Origin of the sequence: Actinoplanes sp. NPDC051633 (assembly GCF_040681735.1) — a bacterium.
In the GTDB taxonomy this organism is placed as follows: Bacteria; Actinomycetota; Actinomycetes; order Mycobacteriales; family Micromonosporaceae; genus Actinoplanes.
Window position 1 is genome coordinate 1 of record NZ_JBFAZH010001320.1, and the last position, 1984, is coordinate 1984.

1 protein-coding gene and 1 pseudogene are annotated in these 1984 nt (G+C 74.9%); one reads left to right on the top strand and one right to left on the bottom strand.

All coding sequences use genetic code 11. The annotated features are described in order from the left end of the window. On the bottom strand, positions 1-970 hold a 970-nt coding region (locus AB0M20_RS40540; RefSeq protein WP_364306507.1), incomplete at its 3' end, for a hypothetical protein. On the opposite strand from AB0M20_RS40540, the pseudogene AB0M20_RS40545 reads away from it, so the two are divergent. Next, positions 893-1984 (top strand): annotated as a pseudogene (locus AB0M20_RS40545) (hypothetical protein); the annotation flags it as partial. The gene AB0M20_RS40540 and the pseudogene AB0M20_RS40545 sit on opposite strands and share 78 nt — an antisense overlap.

Genomic DNA, 1984 nt, shown 5'->3' on the forward strand with positions numbered 1-1984 from the left:
GCTCGGCCGCGGCGTGGATCGCCTCGTCGGCCAGCTGGGTCGTGTCGGTCACGTCCGCGGGCTCCTCGCCGGCCGGCACCTCAGCCGGCGCCACCGCAACCGGCACTTCGGTGGCGGGCACCTCAGCGACCGGCTCGTCAGCGACCGGCTCGTCAGCGACCTGATCGGCGACGCGGGTCTCCTCGTCGAAGTCGTCCTCACCCTGGAGGTCATCTTCCTCGTCGACATCGACCCGCGCCCGCTCGGCGTTATCGTCGGACTGCTCGTCGCCCTCGAGACGCGCGAGCTCGACGTCGTCGTCGTCGTCCTCGGAGTCCTCGTCGCCCTCGGCACGCGCCCGCTCGACTTCGGACTGCTCGTCGTCCTCCTCGGGCTCGTCATCCTCGAGGGTGACGCCGTCCAGCTCGAGCAGCCGCTCGGTGGCGTCGGTGACCTCGTCGGCGTCGGCCTCGGCGGCCCGGGAGAACCACTCCCGCGCCTCTTCGCGGCGCCCGGCCGCGAGCAGAGCATCCGCGTACGCGTACCGCAGCCGCGCCGTCCAGTCGGCTTCTTCGTCGGCGGTCAGCTCGCGCACCTGCAGCATCGCCACCGCGGCGTCGTGCTGACCCAGGTCGCCCCGGGCGCCGGCCGCCACGATCAGCAGCTCGATCGCACCGCTCTTGTCGAGGGCCTCCTTGTCGGCACCGCGGAACAGGTCGATGGCCCGCTCCGGCCGGCCGAGCGCGCGCTCACTGTCGGCGATCTCCGCCAGGTGCGTCTGCTTGCCGGTCATCCGGTGATAGGTCCGCAGCTCCGCGATCGCGGTCGCCCAGTCCCCGGCCGCGTAGGCGGCCAGCCCCACGGCCTCACGCACGACGGCGATCCGCGAGGCGATCCGGCGCGCGGCGATGGCGTGCTGCATCGCCAGCTCGCCGTCCTCGTCGATGATCTGCCCGGCCGCGACCAGGTGCCGCGCGACGGTGTCGGCCATGTCCTTCGACAGGGTCAACAGCTCGGCACGCACCTCCTTGTCGAGGTCGGACGCCTGAATGTCCTCGGGGATCGGCGGCGCCTGGAAAGCCGGCTGCCCCTGATCCTCGTCACGGTCCCGCGGACCACGGTCGTCCCGGTAGCCGCCTCGGTCGCGGTCGCCCTGGTAGCCGCCACGGTCGCCGCCACGGTCACGGTCGCCGCCACGGAATCCGCCGCTGTCGCGGCCGCCCTGGTAGCCACCGCGGTCACGGTCGCCACCGCGGAACCCGCCGCTGTCCCGGCCGCCCTGGTAGCCACCGCGGTCACGGTCGCCCTGATAGCCGCCACGGTCACGGTCGCCGCCACGGAACCCGCCGCCCTGCGGCCGATCGCCCCGGAAGCCACTGCCCTGCGGACGGTCCCCGTCGCCCCGCGAGCCGCCGCCCTGGAAGCCCTGCCGGGGAGCTCCGCCGTCGCGGAATCCGCCGCGGTCGTCACGCGGCGGCCGGTCCCGGAAGCTGCCGCGGTCGTCGCGCGGTCCTCGGTCGTCGCGCCGGTCACGGTCGCCACGGAAGCCACCGCTCTGCGGACGGTCCCCGTAGGACGGCCGGTCGCCACGGTTGCCCGGACGGTCGTCACGGCCGCCCTGGTGGCCACCGCGGTCGTCACGCCGGTCACGGTCACCACCGCGGAACCCGCCACCCTGCGGCCGGTCACCCTGGGGCCGGTCACCGCGGTAGCCGCCGCCACCGCCCTGGTAGCCGCCGCGGTCACGGTCACCGCCACGGAACCCGCCACCCTGCGGCCGGTCACCCTGGGGCCGGTCACCGCGGTAGCCGCCGCCACCACCCTGGTAGCCGCCACGGTCACGGTCGCCACCACGGGCGCCGCCGCCCTGGTAGCCGCCACGGTCACGGTCACCGCCACGGAACCCGCCGCCCTGCGGCCGGTCACCCTGCGGACGGTCACCGCGATAGCCACCGCCACCACCCTGATAGCCGCCACGGTCACGGTCACCGCCACGGAACCCGCC